This is a genomic window from Burkholderia sp. Ax-1719, assembly GCF_011753055.1.
Lineage (GTDB): Bacteria > Pseudomonadota > Gammaproteobacteria > Burkholderiales > Burkholderiaceae > Paraburkholderia.
In genome coordinates, this window is the sequence record NZ_VWWJ01000009.1 from 45,065 (window position 1) to 60,641 (window position 15,577).

At 61.5% G+C, this 15,577-nt stretch carries 16 protein-coding genes; 10 read left to right on the forward strand and 6 right to left on the reverse strand.

Going from position 1 to position 15,577, the window contains the following annotated elements; all coding sequences use genetic code 11:
• Nucleotides 1–73: 73 nt before the first annotated feature.
• Nucleotides 74–328, reverse strand: coding sequence for an H-NS family nucleoid-associated regulatory protein (locus tag F3J17_RS17790; protein WP_167061305.1), 255 nt, complete (start codon nucleotides 326–328; stop codon nucleotides 74–76).
• A gap of 245 nt (nucleotides 329–573) precedes the next feature.
• Here F3J17_RS17790 and F3J17_RS17795 point away from each other — a divergent pair, with 245 nt between their 5' ends.
• Nucleotides 574–1,572, forward strand: coding sequence for a hypothetical protein (locus tag F3J17_RS17795; protein WP_240161041.1), 999 nt, complete (start codon nucleotides 574–576; stop codon nucleotides 1,570–1,572).
• Nucleotides 1,573–1,578: 6 nt separating this feature from the next.
• Here the strand turns inward: F3J17_RS17795 and F3J17_RS17800 are convergent, their stop codons facing one another.
• Nucleotides 1,579–2,277: a cytochrome b/b6 domain-containing protein gene (locus F3J17_RS17800; RefSeq protein WP_167061308.1), complete on the reverse strand. Its 699-nt coding sequence runs from the start codon at nucleotides 2,275–2,277 to the stop codon at nucleotides 1,579–1,581.
• A 138-nt stretch (nucleotides 2,278–2,415) separates the two neighbouring features.
• Between F3J17_RS17800 and F3J17_RS17805 the strand changes: the two genes are divergently transcribed.
• Nucleotides 2,416–3,015 (forward strand): TMEM175 family protein, encoded by a 600-nt coding sequence (locus F3J17_RS17805; RefSeq protein ID WP_167061311.1) that lies wholly within the window; start codon nucleotides 2,416–2,418, stop codon nucleotides 3,013–3,015.
• Between the two features lie 61 nt (nucleotides 3,016–3,076).
• Here F3J17_RS17805 and F3J17_RS17810 read toward each other — a convergent pair whose 3' ends face one another.
• Nucleotides 3,077–3,631: a DUF4142 domain-containing protein gene (locus tag F3J17_RS17810; protein ID WP_167061314.1), complete on the reverse strand. Its 555-nt coding sequence runs from the start codon at nucleotides 3,629–3,631 to the stop codon at nucleotides 3,077–3,079.
• 379 nt (nucleotides 3,632–4,010) lie between these two features.
• Here F3J17_RS17810 and F3J17_RS17815 point away from each other — a divergent pair, with 379 nt between their 5' ends.
• Nucleotides 4,011–5,057 carry a diguanylate cyclase gene (locus F3J17_RS17815; RefSeq protein WP_240161042.1) on the forward strand — a complete coding sequence of 349 codons (1,047 nt, stop codon included), beginning with the start codon at nucleotides 4,011–4,013 and terminating at the stop codon, nucleotides 5,055–5,057.
• Between the two features lie 75 nt (nucleotides 5,058–5,132).
• Here F3J17_RS17815 and icmH read toward each other — a convergent pair whose 3' ends face one another.
• The 3 genes from icmH to tssJ form a co-directional block, all read right to left on the reverse strand.
• On the reverse strand, nucleotides 5,133–5,918 hold the full coding sequence (icmH, locus tag F3J17_RS17820; protein WP_167061317.1) for a type IVB secretion system protein IcmH/DotU: 786 nt from the start codon (nucleotides 5,916–5,918) through the stop codon (nucleotides 5,133–5,135).
• Entirely contained in the window at nucleotides 5,915–7,261 is a 1,347-nt protein-coding gene (gene tssK, locus F3J17_RS17825) for a type VI secretion system baseplate subunit TssK (protein ID WP_167061320.1), read from the reverse strand. The genes icmH and tssK overlap by 4 nt, the downstream gene beginning before the upstream one ends.
• Before the next feature lie 203 nt (nucleotides 7,262–7,464).
• The gene (gene tssJ, locus F3J17_RS17830) at nucleotides 7,465–8,091 is read right to left on the reverse strand and encodes a type VI secretion system lipoprotein TssJ (protein ID WP_167061323.1); all 627 of its coding nucleotides are present in this window, start codon (nucleotides 8,089–8,091) and stop codon (nucleotides 7,465–7,467) included.
• A gap of 357 nt (nucleotides 8,092–8,448) precedes the next feature.
• On the opposite strand from tssJ, the gene F3J17_RS17835 reads away from it, so the two are divergent.
• From F3J17_RS17835 to tssG, 7 genes are all read left to right on the forward strand, one after another.
• A complete protein-coding gene (locus tag F3J17_RS17835) occupies nucleotides 8,449–9,129 on the forward strand; it encodes a hypothetical protein (RefSeq protein ID WP_167061326.1) in 681 nt (226 codons plus the stop codon).
• Between the two features lie 63 nt (nucleotides 9,130–9,192).
• Nucleotides 9,193–9,750: a type VI secretion system contractile sheath small subunit gene (tssB, locus tag F3J17_RS17840; RefSeq protein ID WP_167061329.1), complete on the forward strand. Its 558-nt coding sequence runs from the start codon at nucleotides 9,193–9,195 to the stop codon at nucleotides 9,748–9,750.
• A gap of 12 nt (nucleotides 9,751–9,762) precedes the next feature.
• Complete coding sequence (gene tssC / locus F3J17_RS17845; protein WP_167061332.1) at nucleotides 9,763–11,262, forward strand: type VI secretion system contractile sheath large subunit; 1,500 nt, start codon at nucleotides 9,763–9,765, stop codon at nucleotides 11,260–11,262.
• 237 nt (nucleotides 11,263–11,499) lie between these two features.
• Entirely contained in the window at nucleotides 11,500–12,003 is a 504-nt protein-coding gene (locus tag F3J17_RS17850) for a type VI secretion system tube protein Hcp (protein ID WP_027815282.1), read from the forward strand.
• A gap of 94 nt (nucleotides 12,004–12,097) precedes the next feature.
• Nucleotides 12,098–12,577, forward strand: coding sequence for a type VI secretion system baseplate subunit TssE (gene tssE / locus F3J17_RS17855; protein ID WP_167061335.1), 480 nt, complete (start codon nucleotides 12,098–12,100; stop codon nucleotides 12,575–12,577).
• Between the two features lie 83 nt (nucleotides 12,578–12,660).
• Nucleotides 12,661–14,499, forward strand: coding sequence for a type VI secretion system baseplate subunit TssF (gene tssF / locus F3J17_RS17860; RefSeq protein ID WP_167061338.1), 1,839 nt, complete (start codon nucleotides 12,661–12,663; stop codon nucleotides 14,497–14,499).
• Nucleotides 14,463–15,548: a type VI secretion system baseplate subunit TssG gene (tssG, locus tag F3J17_RS17865; RefSeq protein WP_167061340.1), complete on the forward strand. Its 1,086-nt coding sequence runs from the start codon at nucleotides 14,463–14,465 to the stop codon at nucleotides 15,546–15,548. The genes tssF and tssG overlap by 37 nt, the downstream gene beginning before the upstream one ends.
• The last annotated feature ends 29 nt before the right edge of the window (nucleotides 15,549–15,577 follow it).

The following is a 15,577-nucleotide window of genomic DNA, read 5'->3' on the forward strand; positions in this document are numbered from 1 at the left end:
GGCAGGTAACAAGGCAACAGGCCCGCGAGCTGGGATGGCTCGCGGGCCTGTTGCGCCTGGGGCGTGCTTCCGCTCAGTTTCCGAACAGGTCGAAATTGCTGTTGCCTGCGTTGGCGTTGGCGTCCTGCGCGGTCTTGCGCTTGCCTCGCGTGCCTTTTATCGCTTTGGCCTGGCGCGGCTTGCCGAACAGATCCTCCGGCGTGAAGCCGAATTCGGCGATGGCGGCGCGGGCCGTGGCAAGCGCTTCCTGAGCCGCCTCGGCACGCGCCGCTTCGATGCGCGCATCGAGGGCGCGTTTTTCGGCGAGCAATTCGAGGTAGGTAGCCATCTGCGCGTCTTGTCGAGTCGAGTGAAGGGGAGCCGCCGATTTTACGCCATGCGGCGCGGCTCGCGTGGTGTGGTAGGGATGGCGGGGCATTGCGGGGTATAGCACTTGCTACATGCGACGGCTGTGCGCACTCTTCCTCACGGCCTCCCATGATTTCATTTCGCCTGCTGCCTCGTCGTCGCCTGATTGTCGCCGCGCTCTGTCCGCTCCTCATGATGTCTGGTTGTGCCTGGTTTGGTCCGCATATGTTGCGCACCGATCAGGTCGATTACGAACGCGCGCTCGGCGACGCCAAGAAGCGCGAAATGCTCGCGACCATCGTGGGCCTGCGTTACGGTGATTCGCCTTCGTTCGTGGCGGTGAGCCAGATCATCGCCTCGTACACCTTCGAGGCCAACGCCGCCGCGCTTGCCGAAGGCGGTTCGCGCAACGCGGGCACGAGCTACGGCCAGGCGAGCGTGGGCGCGTCGTATTCGAATCACCCGACCTTCACCTTCACGCCGACCACGGGCGACGCGCTCGCGACCGGCTATATCCATCCCTTGCCGCCCGAACTGGTGCTGCCGCTTGCGGATAGCGGCGTGCCCGTCGATTTGCTGCTGCGGCTTTCGGTGCAATCGGTGGGCGGCCTGCAGAATGCCGCGCCGCTGGGCGGGCCGACCAGCGATGGCAATCCCGCGTTTTTCGAATTGCTGCGCGCGTTGCGCCGTCTGCAGCTGGCGGGGCAGCTCACCATCAGCTACAAGCAGGACGAGAAAGATCATCAGGCTCACGTGACGATGAGTCTGGGCGCGGACGGCGCGCCGCCCGAATCATCCGCCGATCTCGCCGAAGTGCGCCGCCTGCTGCATCTGTCGCCCGTGGTGCGCGAATATCAGGTGGTCTACGGTCCGGCTGCGGGCGGCAACGGCCACACGATCAATATGGTCACGCGCTCGCTGATGGGGATTCTGAGCAATCTGGGCGCGCAGATTGCCGTGCCCGAAGACGACGTCTCGCGCGGCGCGACCATGCCGACTGTGCATCTCGTGGGCGGTGAGACGCGGCCCACCATCGTCGTGCACGTGGGCAAGAAAGCCCCTGCGGATGCTTACGCAAGCATCGATTATCACGGCGCGACTTACTGGATCGACGACGACGATTTCGATTCGAAATACGCGCTCACGGTGCTGCAGAATCTGATCGCGCTCTCGCAGGCCAACCAGGACCAGAAGGCGCCGATCCTGACGGTGCCCGCGGGCTAAAGCCGCCTAGAGATAGAAAGCGAGCAGCGCCGTCACCAGCGCGGAAAACGCCATCAACAGCGCGGCAAGCCAGAGCGAGGCTCTGCGCGGCGCGCGTACCGTGGCGGGCAGGGGCTTCACACCCGTCAACATCGGCCGCACGAGGTTGTGCCCCTTCAGTAAGGCGTAAAGCGCGATGGCGCAGACATGCAGCACGACAGCCGCGGCCAGCACGTCCCAGCCATACGCGTGAATGGCCGATATCGCATTGGCAATGACGGCGGGCACGATCTCCGAAAGCGGGCCTTCATCGGCGATATCGTTGTTGACGTAGAGGCCGCTGAGCGTTTCGATGAAAAGCAGCGCGAGCAGCAACGCCACCATCCAGCCGCCCGCCGCGTTGTGCCCCACCTGGGCGTCGGGTTCGCGGCGCGCCAGTTGGCGCAGATGCCGCCACGCCGCCGCCGGGGAAGCGAGAAAGCGCGAAAAGCGCGCGGTCTCGCTGCCGCAGCAACCCCATAGCAGTCGGAACAGCACCAGCGCGAGCAGCGTTTCGCCCGCGCGGACATGTAGCTGCATCCAGTTCATGTGCTGCGAGAGCCACGCAAGCGCCACCAGCCCGACCGCGAGCCAGTGAAACAGCCGCACAGGCAGATCCCAGACCCGCACGCGACGCCACTCGCCGGCAGGGCCGGAGCGGGCGGGCGAGGATGGTTCGATATCCATGCGATTCCTTTTTTCCTGTGCGCGCGTTCGGCGCTTAATGGCGTGCACGCGCGCTTTCGGCCATACTTTCGGCTGCCTTTCCTGGCGTGCGCGAACCTGGCGCCGTCAGGACGTCACCCTCTGCCTCAAGCGAAGCAAATGAACAAGAACCGGCTCGAAGCATTCAGCGATGGCGTGCTCGCCATCATCATCACTATCATGGTGCTGGAACTCAAGGTGCCGCACGGCGACGACATCACGGCGCTCGCGCCGTTGTGGCCGACTTACCTGAGCTATGTGCTCAGCTTCGTCTACGTGGGCATTTACTGGAACAACCATCATCACATGATGCATGCCGCGCGCAGCGTCAACGGGTCGGTGCTGTGGGCCAATCTGCACCTGCTGTTCTGGCTTTCGCTGCTGCCGTTTACCACGGGCTGGATGGGCGAAAACCATTTCGGACGCTGGCCTACCATGCTGTACGGCTTCAACCTGCTGCTCTGTGCGATCGCGTACGTCGTGCTGCAGGCGACGCTGGTTCATTATCACGGGCTGCAAAGTCCGCTGGCGCGTGCGTTGGGGCGCGATATCAAGGGCAAGGCGTCGGTGGCCGGATATCTGTTGGGGATCGTGCTGGCGGCGCTGGACTGGCCGCATATCGGCGCTCTGTTCTTCGTGCTGGTCGCGCTGCTGTGGCTGATTCCGGACCGCCGCATGGAGCGGCTTGTCACTGCGAGCGGGGAGCATACCGAGGAGTAAGCACGAAAAAGGCGCGGGCTGTGAAAGCACCGCGCCTGTCGCGAATGGTCTAGCGCTGGATTCAGCCCGCGAGATGCTTGCGCTGGGCCAGTTCCTTTGCCTTGGCGATATCGGCCTGGATCACCGGCAAGCCGGCGCTGGCGGCCTTCTTGAGGTCCGCGTCGCGGCCCGAAGCGATTTCCGCCTGGAACGCCGACAACGTCTTTTGCTGGCCGCCCAGCGCGACCTGTTCGATATAGGCCTTGTCGAAATCGGCGCCGCGCAGGTTCTTGATGCCGTCGATTACCGCGGTGTCGGGATCGTTGCGCGGCACGTCGACGCCGCGCGGGCTGGCGGCGCGCATCGAATCAGAAAGCTTCGAATAATCGGCGACGAGCTGTTCCGCGAAGGCCTTTACTTCGCGGTCGGTCGAGCGCGAGTCGGCGATGCGGGCGGCGTCGCGCTGGGTCGCGACGGTTTGCGTGCCGTCCGAGATGAAGGTTTTGTCGGCGGCGTGCAGTTCCGGCGAGGATGCGCCGGCAGCCGGTGCGGTGGTTTGTGCCTGGGCGCTCATCGAGAGCGCGAGGAGACCAACGGCGGATGCACTGGCAAGCGTTGCAAGCGAGAGGCGAATCATAGGAACTCCTGTTCTGCGTGATATTCCACGCGATTGGTATCGATGTTTCAACAACGGCACGACCGTTCGGCAGGTTTGCCGCGCAACGGTCTGAGGAATTCTAGGAAGTCAGCGCGCGTACAGGTGCAACGACGGCGTCGCTTCTGTAACGGTTGGTAAGAAGGCGGGACATGGCGTGCGGAATCGGGCGATTTCATCGCGATGTCATACGCGGCGAAAAACCGTCTGAAAACGCCTCTACGCATGGCGCATGCAATGGCACAATGGCCGCTTTCCCGCCTTCATCCCGCGCAGTGGGTGCGGCAGGATGAGCAGGACTACACATTACGAAGCCTTACGGCGCATCAGAACAACTTCCCGGCAGGATTCGATCCGAGTAATGAAACCGAGCACGCATCCCATGGCCGGCAAAGGCAGGCGTTTTGTCGAACGCATCTGGCGTTTGCGCATGGTCGGGCTGGCGTTGGGTTTCTTCTGCGTCGCGCCGGTGTTCCTGCAGCAGCAACGCGGTGCGATCCTGTGGGCGCTGCTGGTCTTTCATGGCTTTATCTGGCCGCACGTGGCGCGGCGCGCGGCGCACGCCTGCGTGGTGCCGTATCGCGGCGAGCGCTTCAATCTGATGATCGACGCGGCAATGGGCGGCTTCTGGGTCGTCGCGATGCGTTTCAATCTGCTGCCCAGCGTTCTGATCCTCGTGATGCTGAGCATGAACGACATCGCGGCGGGCGGCCTCAAACTGTTTTCGCGCGGGGTGGCGGCGCACCTTCTCGGGCTGGCGGTTGGCTGGCTCACACTCGGTTTCGTAGTCGAGCCCGAGACGCGCATGGCGACGCTCGTCGCCTGTCTGCCGTTTCTGATCGTTTATCCGATTGCGCTTGGCTGGAGCACGTATCGCATTTCAAAGAAGCTGGCGGAACAGACGCGTACGCTCGAAGGCCTGAGCCGCACCGACGGCCTCACGGGACTGCTCAACCGCCGCCAATGGGAAATCCTGCTCGCTGACGAATTCGAGCGTTGCCGTGCGACGCGCTATGCGTCGTCGTTGCTGCTGGTCGATCTGGATCACTTCAAGGTGGTCAACGATACGCGCGGCCACCAGGCAGGCGACGCCGTGCTGTGCGCATTTGCAATGCTGTTACGCGAGCATTTTCGCGTGAGCGACTGCATCGGGCGGTATGGCGGCGAGGAGTTCGGCATCGTGCTGCCGGGCGCAACGCTGGCGGAAGCGCGTTCGGTTGCGGAGCGTTTCGTCGCGACGGTGCGGGAGAAAAACAGGGAAGCGGGCGGTCAATGCCCATGCACGGTCAGCGTGGGCGTAGCGCAATGCGACGAATCGATGATGGATCACGCGGCCTGGCTCAAGCTGGCGGACGCCAGTTTGTATCGCGCGAAAATGACGGGGCGTGACCGCGTAGTGACAGGATGAGCGCGAAGTAAAAACGCGTGACGACGCGCTCATCCGATCGATTAGCTTAACGAACTATTGGCGCAAGCCCGGCAATTACGGCAGCGAGATCGTGAGGTTCGCCGACTGCGGGCCGAGCTTCACGATATTCGTGTACGGCGCGAGCGTGCGCACCGTGCTGTCGCGCAGCCAGGCGTTGAGTCCCGTCCACGCGAGAATGCCCACCAGTGCAAATACCGCGCCGATGGTCCAGAGCGGCACTTCGCGCTTGAGGCGGTGTGCGACCTGATCCGGCAGTGGCCAGTTCGGTGCGAACGGCGCACGTTTGCCCTTGATATGGGAGATTTCGTCGCCCACGCGCGCCGTGAGGTAGGCAAGCTTTTCCGGTCCTTCGAGCATGTACTTGCCCTGGAAACCCAGCAACAGGCACATGTGAAAAACTTCGAGCGATTGCAGACGCGCCGCGCCGCGTGCGCGGCAATCTTCCAGGTACTGGAAAAACTTCTCGCCCGCGAGTTGTTCGCCAAAGAGGGCGAGCTGCAACGGCCGGCGTTCCCAGTCCGAGCGGATCTTGAACTGCGAGGACAGCACCGATTCGTCCACCGCCGCGCAAAACGCGAACTTCGCCGCATAGACGTCTTCGGCGGAAGCATTGAGCTTCTTCGCGCCGCGTTCGAAATCGCCGAGGAACTGCTGCACGCGTGCGCTGAATTCAGCGGCTTCGCCGGGCTCGCGGCCGTTCTTCAACAAAAACAGCATGAAGAAGCCGTCGTAGAGCAGATCGAGCAGCGAACGCACCTGATAGGCGGGATCGCTCGCCGGCATCTGCGGCGCGACGGAAGGCGGCGGTGCGTCGCCAAAGAGGGAAGGCGCGTTGCTCATGACGTCACCGCAATCAGTTCGAGTTTGAGATCGTTAATGCCCGAGGGCGTGTACACCATCGCCGATTGCGCCTGAATCATGCGCTCGTAGAGCGCGCTGCGCGATTCGAGCGCGAAATAGCACGCGCCAGGACGCACCGGAATGGCCGGCGGCACTTGCGGCGTGTAGACGAGGCGCACGCCCGGCATGGCGGAAAGCACGAGCTTGTCCACATCGTCGGGCGCACCCACCTTGAAGCGCGCGGGCACGGCTTCGACCAGATCGACGGCCTGCATGTCGGCGGATACGGCCAGATAGAAGGTGGTCTTGTCGTCGATCTTGCCGGAATCGAGCCGGCCAATATGGAACGACGCCCGCACTTCTTCCAGCGCGATCGCGAAGTACTGCGTGGAAATCACCGTCTCCAGCAAGTCGCGCAGAATGGCGTCCAGACGCGCGAAGCCGGGACCCGGATCGTCATGGCGATAGGCGGGCAGGTCGGCGAGCGTGTGATTCTTCGAGAACGTCAGCAACTGGCCCGCGAGGCGCAGCAGTTCCTGATAGAGGCGTTCGGGATGCAGCGCCGAATGCTGATACAGATGCGCAAGCGTTGCGAATGCGCCGCTGGCCGTATGCAGCAGCCAGAACGAGGCGATGTCGCCCGAGCGGAATTCGATGATGTTCTTGGTCGGCTCGCGATGGAAGCCGTAGAGCGCGTTGACCTTCGCCTGCAAGGCGTCGATCAGGCGGCGCAGGCGCTGGTGCAGCAGCGGCGAAGCCTCGATGGCGAGGCTCGGCGGCACGAAACTTTCATCGGCCTCGAAACCCGAGGACGCGGTGCGGCGCACGCGCACGACCGGCACTGAAAGCAATTGATCGCGCGGTTCGGTGTGCGCCACCAGTTTCACGTTGTTCTTGAGGAACGTGACGTCGGCTTGCGCGGCATCCGTGTAGTGGTCGGCCACGCTCGCCTGTTCGCTCACGTAGCGCGCAACGAAGCCTTCGTTGCGATCGGCCGCGTAATTCGAACCGCTCTCACGCACCTGATGCAGCGCGAGATAGAACGTGAATTCGTTGATGCCTTCGGGCAGCGCGTCGAGCGCGACCGGCGGCGGCAGTTCGTCGGCTTGCGGTGCGGAGTAGAGCGTGCCGTCGGGAAACACCAGCGACAGTTCGCTCAGGCGCAAGATATTGCTGCCGAGCGAATCGTGATCGATGCGGATCGAACGCACGCCCCAGTTATATGGCTGGATCGCCTGGATCGATTCGAAGAGCCGGGCTTCGTGATAGGCGTCCTGCCGCTGGAAGTGCTGAGGCCTGAGGAACAGGCCTTCCCCCCAAAGCACTTTCGAGGAATAGCTCATGATGATTCAGCGTTATGCGTCGATCGTGTCTCGCCATGCATGCCGGCGGACTGGATTGTTGGTTGAAGTGGTCCGGTTGACTGCCGTTTCTACTTCGACTTTTTACTGCCTGATTCTGCTTTACTTACTTTCTATTGCATCTGTATTGCGTTGCTTCTGGCCCGCTTTATATTCCTGATAGAACACGGACATAGACGGGCCATTCACCCGCACGATACCGACGAAAGCAGATTGAGCGGCTGTACCATTTGCGCCGAATCGACCGGGATCACCGTGCCGCTCGTCACGGTCATGGCGCAGTTGTGCAGCCCAACCATTATGCCGGATTTCTCCGATTTCGCAGGATCGAAAGCGAACTTCCAGCGCTGCATTGCCGGGTCTCTGAATAGCGCGACGATACCGAATGCCTGCGCTTCACGCGAGACTTTTTCGGTGGCGTTATAACGTTGCCCCGGGATCAGGGTGATTTCGCGCACGCTCAGCAGGTCTGCACCCAGCGTAGTTTTTTCCTTGGCTGGATCCGTAAATGTGTCGAACGGCGCCTGCTGGAATGAGGTTGGGTCCTTGAGCGCGTAGAGGCGCACCACTAATGCGAGCGGCTTGTTATCCGTGGCGGCGTTGAGATTGCGTGCGGCGTATAGCGTGACGCCCAGATTGCGCGGCGGCTTTTGCGCGTCCGGTACATCGGGCTTGCCGATACCCACGACTTGCAGGGCGGCCGATGCCGCGCTGCCGAGTGCGGGCACTGCCGCAGCGCAACCGCCCAGCAAGACGGCAGCAACGCAAAGCGTGACCGTGGTCGATGCAATTTGAATAATGCGCGCAGTCATTTTTATCACGGGCCTCAAGCCCGACTCTCCAGCTTTGTTAAATACGCATGGTCACGGGTAATGCGAAGTGCATTGCGTGAGCATTATCCCCGTGAAGCTCGCTTTAATAAAATGCGGAAAACTTTGCTTCTCTGAATGCAGCTTCAATCAGGTATTCCGGAAATAATTGCCTTATTTCCCGTTCAAACGCTTGCCTGTGGCTTCTACGCTTCCACTCAGCCGCCTTTTTTCTTTCTTTGTCTTTTCAAACCCAGTTGAATTATAGAAAATTGGCCTGTACTATACCCGCGCGCTGGGGGATAAGTAAAACTCTGGCTTCTCTCCTTGAATTAAAAATCAAACGGCGGTGAAAGAACGATGAAAAAGCGGGTCTTTTCGATGCTCACGGGGGCTGCGATCGCTTGCGGCGTAATGGCAGGCTGTACCACGACCCCGACCAATCCTCTCGCTGCATCGCCCGACGCATTCAATAAGGCGCTCGCCGACGCGGACGCGCTGTCGAAGGCGGGTAATCAGAACGACGCGCTTGAGGCCTATCAGAAACTCGCGGCTGCCGACCCGACGCGTGAAGAACCGTGGTCGCGCATCGCGCAGGTGCAGTTCCAGCAGCAACACTATGGTCAGGCGATCGTCGCAGCGCAGGAAGCGCTGCAGCGCGACCAGACCGATCGCGGCGCGAAGAGCGTGCTCGCGGTGGCGGGTCTGCGTGTAGCGACGGAATCGCTCGGCGAACTGCGTCAGGACGCTTCGCTGCAAGGCGATGCCAAGTCGGACGCACAGACGCTCGCGAAGCAACTGCGCGATACGCTCGGCGAAGATTCGCTGTTCCCGCCTGAGCAGAGGGCGCGTGTGCAGCCCAAGCGTCGCCCGATCAAGCGCATCGCGAAGTCGTCCACGAAGCCGCAGGAAGCCGCGGATACCGCAGCAACCACGGCAACGACGCCGACCACGGCTACGCCGCCGACGGGATCGACCGCGACCGCGACGTCGGGCAAGGCCACCGGCAACGCTGCTGACCCGTTCAGCGCGCTGCGTTAAACAGCGGCGAGCAACCACACCGCTACGTAGCACCAGTCGATAACAAGAAGCAGGGAGCCGACGATGGCAAAGAAAGAAAGCATCCAGAAGCGCTTGCAGAAAGTGCGGCCGCCGCGTGTCCAGCTGACCTATGAGGTCGAGCGCGGCGATGCGATCGAAGTGAAAGAACTGCCGTTCGTCGTCGGGGTGATGGGCGATCTGGCCGGTCAATCGGAAATCGAGCAGCCCAAGCTGCGCGACCGCAAGTTCATCAATATCGATCGCGATAACCTGGACGACGTGATGAAAGGCATCGAGCCGCGCGCCGCGTTTCAGGTGGAAAACCGCCTGAGCCCGGAAGGCGGCAAATTCGCGGTCGATCTGCGCTTCAAGTCGATGGCCGATTTCAACCCGGACGAAGTGGTGGCTCAGGTCGAGCCGCTGCGCCGTTTGCTGGAAGCGCGCTCCAAGCTCGCCGACCTGCGCAACAAGCTCGCGGGCAACGACAAGCTCGAAGACCTGCTGAGCGAAGTGCTGTCGAATACGCAGCACCTGCAGACGCTCGCGGGCGGCACGCGCACGGAATCGTCCGCGGATGCGCCGGCTGCACATCAGTCTGACGATGAACCCAAGGGCGACTGAGGCGGGCACCACATGAACCAGCAAACTGCAGCCGCGCACGGCGCGGCGTTCGACGACACGCAAACCGAAGCTTCGTCCTCGCTGCTCGACGATATCGTCGAAAAGAGCAAGGTCGCGAAATCCGATTCGGAACACGCGCGCGCCAAGGATTTGATCGGCGAACTCGTGAATCAGGTGCTCGACGGCACCGTGATCGTGTCGAACAATCTTTCCGCCACCATCGATGCGCGTGTGGCTGAACTCGATCGACTGATCTCGGACCAGCTCAGCGCGGTGATGCACGCACCGGAATTCCAGCGTCTGGAAGGGACCTGGCGCGGGCTCGATTATCTGGTCAAGGAAAGCAATACCGGCCAGACCATCAAGATCAAGGCACTGCACGCGCCCAAGCGCGATGTCGTGCGCGACTTCAAGAACGCGGTCGAATTTGATCAAAGCGCGCTCTTCAAGAAAGTCTATGAAGAAGAATTCGGCACCTTCGGCGGCGCGCCGTTCGGCACGCTGATCGGCGATTACGAAATCACGCGTCAGCCCGAAGACATGTACTTCATCGAACAGATGTCGCATGTCGCCGCAGCCGCACACGCGCCGTTCATCGCTTCGGCTTCGCCGGAACTGATGGGCCTCGAATCGTTCGCCGATCTCGGCAAGCCGCGCGATCTGGGCAAGGTGTTCGACACCGTTGAATACGCGAAGTGGAAGTCGTTCCGCGATTCGGAAGATTCGCGCTACGTGGGCCTCACGCTGCCGCGCTTCCTCGGTCGCCTGCCGTTCAATCCGAAAGACGGCCAGACGGTGGAAAGCTTCAATTTCGTCGAAGACGTCGACGGTACCGATCACAGCAAGTACCTTTGGTGCAATGCTGCATGGGCTTTCGCTGCGCGTCTCACGGCAGCCTTCGACGACTTCGGCTGGTGCGCAGCGATTCGCGGCGTGGAAGGCGGTGGTCTGGTGGAAGATCTGCCGACGCACACCTTCAAGACCGACGATGGCGAAATCGCGCTCAAGTGCCCGACCGAAATCGCCATTACGGATCGGCGTGAAAAGGAATTGAGCGACCTTGGCTTTATTCCGCTCGTGCATTGCAAGAATTCCGACTACGCCGCGTTCTTCGCCGCGCAATCGGTGCAAAAGGCCAAGAAATACAGCACCGACAGCGCCAATGCGAACGCCGTGCTTTCCGCGCAACTGCAGTACATCTTCTCGGTTTCGCGCGTGGCGCATTACCTGAAGGCGATGATGCGCGACAAGATCGGCAGCTTTGCTTCGGCGCAGAACGTCGAGGTGTTCCTGAACCGCTGGATCTCGCAATACGTGCTGCTGGACGATAACGCGAGCCAGGAACAGAAAGCGCAGTTTCCGCTGCGTGAGGCCTCGATTCAGGTTGCGGAAATTCCGGGTCGTCCGGGTTCGTACCGTTCGGTTGCGTTCCTGCGCCCGCACTTCCAGCTCGACGAACTGTCGATCTCGCTGCGTCTCGTGGCGGATCTGCCGAAGCAGGCCGGATCGTAAAGACATCGGCATGACGCCGTAAAAAACTCGTTGCAGCGGGGCGTTGCGTGGTACGGCAACACCCTGGAGCTGCACAGACAGGCCGCGTGGGTCAACCGTCGTGACTCACGCCGCCTGACGCATCCGGTGCGGGCTCCGACGGTATTCGGGCCTGGCACTTGAGTTGCGGTCCATCTGGCGGGCAGTCATCGCGCCTGTCACCGCCGTACACACCACCTTTATGGGGAGCGATACGAAATGAAGGACATCTACCTAAAATTTGGTAATCCTGCGATCAAGGGCGAGTCGCAGGACAAAGACCACGCGAACTGGATCGAAATCGATTCGTGGAATCACTCGATTCTCCAGCCGCGTTCGGCAACGGCTTCGACGGCCGGCGGCCACACGTCCGAGCGTTGCGAACACGCCGACATGCGTTTCACCAAGGACATCGACGTTGTCAGCCCGCTGCTGTATCAGCACGCTTCGGGCGGCACGACGTTCGACGAAGTCACCATCGACTTCATGCGTTCGGACGGTGAAGGCAATCGCATCAAGTACCTCGAAGTCAAGCTCAAGTACGTGATCATTTCGAGCATCACGCCGTCCGTGGTGGGCGAAGGCCTGCCGAGCGAAGAGTTCTCGCTCAAGTATGCTGCCGTGCAGTGGAAGTACACGCAGCAGAAGATCGGCGGCAACCAGGGCGGCAACGCTCAGGGTGCATGGAGCCTGACGAAGAACGACAAGACCTACGCGGTCTAAGTCGTGACAGCCTGCACGGTGCGCGTGATTTATTTATGCGCGCCGCGCGGGCTTTTGCCTTGAATGACGCCGCGTTGCGGCGTCATATCGATCGATGAAACGATTCGAGCCTAGTTTTTTTGACAAGTTGTTCGATGACGAACCGCACTCGCCGGCGCCCGCCGCGATGCGGCAATTGTCGCTGGACGAACTGAAAGCCACGGTTGCGCGCGACCTGGAATCGATTTTGAATTCGCGCATCGCGTTGACGGAAGAGATGCTCGCGCAATTGCCGGAGTGCCGGAAATCGGTGCTTACCTATGGGCTGAGCGATTTCGCGGGTCTGAGTCTCGCGAGCCATTACGACCGGGCGTTTATCTGCAAGTCGATCCAGCAGGCTATCGAGCGGCATGAGCCGCGCCTGCAACGGGTCAACGTCTCGCTCGAATTGAATTCGCGTTCGACCAGCGTATTGAATTTCGCCATTCAGGCATTATTGGTCGTTCATCCGGCCGAAGAGCCGGTAAACTTCGACGCATTGCTGCAGCCATCGACGCTGCAGTATTCGGTCTCGCGCTCGCGCGCGAAGACATAAGCAAGGCTGTATCCGCCGCCGCGTGACGACGCGGTTCTGGCGAGGTGCGGCGCAAAGCAGTTTCTGGGGGGCGGGGAATCGCGATGGAAGAGTTGTTGCCGTATTACGAGCGCGAATTGTCGTTCCTGCGACGCTATTCGCGCGAATTCGCCGAGCGCTACCCAAAGATCGCGGCCCGGCTCGCGATGACGGGCGAGCATTGCGAGGATCCGCACGTCGAACGCATGATCGAATCGTTTGCGCTGCTGGGTGCGCGCATCAACAAGCGGCTCGACGACGATTACCCCGAATTCACCGAGGCGCTGCTCGAAGTCCTCTATCCGCATTATTTGCGGCCTTTTCCGTCGTGTTCCGTCGCGCAGCTTGGCACCTCGTCGGCGTTCAGTCATCTGACTGCGCCTGCCGTGATCCCGCGCGGCACCGAACTCAAATCGCGGCCCTTGCGCGGCGTGCAGTGTCGTTTTCGCACGGCATATGACGTCACGCTCGCACCCATCCGCATCGCCGAAGCGCGCTATATGCCGGTGGCAATGGCGCCCAGTTCGATCGTGCTGCCCGGCGACGCCACGGGCGTGATTTCCATCACGTTTGAATCGACTTCTCCGCAACTCGATATCGCTGCGCTAAAGGTGCCCAAATTGCGCGCGCATTTGAGCGGCGAGCAATCGTTTATCGCCGCGCTTGGCGATTGTCTGTTCGTCAATGCAATTGGCGCGTGGGTCGAACCGGAGCGCAACGGGCGCTGGACGGCACTGCGGGAATTGCCGTTTGCGCAGGCCGGCTTTGGCGAAGATGAAGCACTGATCGATTTCCCCGCAAAATCGCATCCGGCTTATCGCCTGCTGACTGAATATTTCGCGTATCCGGCCAAATTCGATTTCCTCGATTTCGACCTTGCCGCCATGAGCGCGGCCACGGGGCGCTGCCATCGCATGACGCTGCATATCGTGCTCAAGGAAGTGCGCGGCGATTCGCACGAGGCGCGTCTGCTCGATACGCTCGCGGCGCATCATCTGCGCCTGTTCTGCACGCCGGTGGTCAATCTCTTCAAGCAGCACGGCGAGCCGATCCGCCTCAATCATCAGGCCATCGCCTATCCCGTGATTGCTGAAGCACGTCGCGCATTTGCCTACGAGGTGTATTCGATCGATTCGGTCAATCTCGTCCAGCAGCGCGCCAATGAAGAAACCGTGGTTGAATTCCGGCCGTTTTATTCGCTGCGCCACGGCGAGGCAACACGTGCGGGTCATTACTGGTTTGCGCGCCGCGACGAATGGGTCGCGCAAAAGAGCCCCGGTTACGAAACGGAAATTTCGATCGTCGATATCGACTTCGATCCAGCCGCCGAGCAAACCGATACGCTCAGCCTCGAACTCACGTGTACGAACCGCGATTTGCCGGCGGGTCTCGCGGTAGGTCTGGAAGGCGGCGATCTGTTCATGGAAGGCGGCTCGCTCACGAACCAGATTTCGCTGCTGGCGCGGCCAACGCCGTGCGTGCGCTTCGAACGCCGCCAGGCTGCGCACTGGCGCCTGATTTCGCATCTGTCGTTGAGCCACGTTTCGCTGACGGGCGGCGGCGCGGGCACGCTCAAGGAAATGCTGGCGCTCTACGATATGCGCCGCTCGGCCGTGTCGTCGCGGCATATCGACGGCATTGTCGACGTGGAGCAGCGCTCCGCTGTGCAATGGCTGCCCGGCAAACCGTTCGCCACCTTCGTGCGCGGCGTGGAGATTCGCGTGACTGTCGACGAAGATCATTTCGTCGGCACCAGCCTCGGGACTTTCGTGCGTGTGCTCGACGTGTTCTTCGGGCTCTACGTTCATATCAACAGCTTTGTTCAACTGGTGGTGATTTCCGAACTCACCGGCGAGGAGATCCTGCGATGCAAGCCCCGCAGCGGCGAATCGATCCTGGTGTAATCGAGCGCCTGCTCGACGAGCCGCACCGCTTCGAGTTTTTCCAGGCGGTGCGCCTGCTTGAGCGCTGGTTCGTCGACAAGGCCGAAGACCGTCAACGCGATGTGCTCGCGCAGCGCGTGTCGTTCCGCAATACGCTGTCGCTGAGCTTTCCGCCGAGCGAGATCGAAAAGGCCACTTCCTACAATGACGCGGGCGAATCGCTCGCGGAAAAAGACGTGCGTGATGCGGCGATCGAGGCGGGCCGTCTCGATCACGTATCGATTACGCCGGCGTTTTTTGGCTTGCTGGGCGGGCAGGGTGCGCTGCCGCTGCACTATACGGAACAACTGATTGCGCGCGAGCAGATCAAGCGTGATCGCGCCGCGCGAGAATTTTTCGATGTGTTTTCGAATCGCGCCACGGCGCTGTTCTACAACGCGTGGAAAAAGTATCGTCTGCCGTTTCATTACGAACTCGACCGCGACGAGCGCTATCTGCCCTTGTTGCTCGCGCTCGCGGGTGTCGCTAACGACGAATCGCGAGAAGGTCTGCACGAAGGACGCGGCGCGCTGTTCGATGAAGCGATCGCGGGTCACGCGATTGCCGCACGTCACCGGCCCGTTTCGGCGGCTTATTTGCAGAACACGTTGTCGGAGTATTTCAACGTGCCGGTGCGTATCGAACAGTTCATCGGCAAATGGTACGACGTGCCGCCCGATCAACTTTCGATGCTCGGCCAGCGCAACGTCGCACTCGGCGCGACCGCGCTTGCGGGGCAGCGTGTCTGGCAACGCGACATGCGCGCGCGTCTCGTGATCGGGCCGCTGTCAAGAAAGGATTACGAAGCATTTTTGCCCAGCGGCGAGCGCGCCATTGCGCTCGAACGCATGTTGACGCTGCTCGGACGCGTGACGCTCGAATACGAAGTGCGTCTCGTGCTGCGGCGCACGGAAGTGGGGCAGAGCCAGCTTGGCGGCGGTTCGCGGCTGGGCTGGGACGCCTTCCTCTGTACGCACGCCGCCGATCGCGACCGCGCCGACGCGCATTACGAATTGCATGTCACCCATTGACGACTGAACCGAATCTCGCCCGGAACGCC